Here is a 349-nt window from a genome sequence, read left to right as displayed (position 1 = left end):
TCTGCAGCACCAGGCCGACGACTACGAGCGCTTCGACTACCCCGGCCGCTACAAGCGTGACGAAGTCGGCATCCCCTTCACCCGCACCCGCCTCACCGCCCTGCGCCACGACGCGCGCATCGCCGAGGTCGAGGGCGACGACGTGCGCCTGCAGCCGGGCCTGAGCTTCGACCTGGTCGAACACCCCCGCGCAGACCTCAACATCCATTGGCGGGTGGCCAGCGTGCGCCACGAGGGCGCGCAGTTCACCAGCCTGCAGGAGGAAGCCGCCGGCGCCGAACAAGGCACGCGCTACTCGCAAAAGGCCCTGCTGGTGCCAGGGCGCATCGAATGGCGCCCCGAGGCGCCA

1 protein-coding gene is annotated in these 349 nt (G+C 70.5%); it reads left to right on the top strand.

From position 1 onward, the window contains the following. Positions 1-349, top strand: a 349-nt coding sequence (locus tag POF53_RS25970; RefSeq protein WP_498970069.1) for a contractile injection system protein, VgrG/Pvc8 family, incomplete at both ends; no start/stop codon positions are given.

Origin of the sequence: Mitsuaria sp. RG, from assembly GCF_028369275.1 — a bacterium.
GTDB lineage: Bacteria > Pseudomonadota > Gammaproteobacteria > Pseudomonadales > Pseudomonadaceae > Aquipseudomonas > Aquipseudomonas peradeniyensis.
Note: the sequence above shows the minus strand (reverse complement) of the source record. Positions and strands in the feature narration are given on the sequence as shown.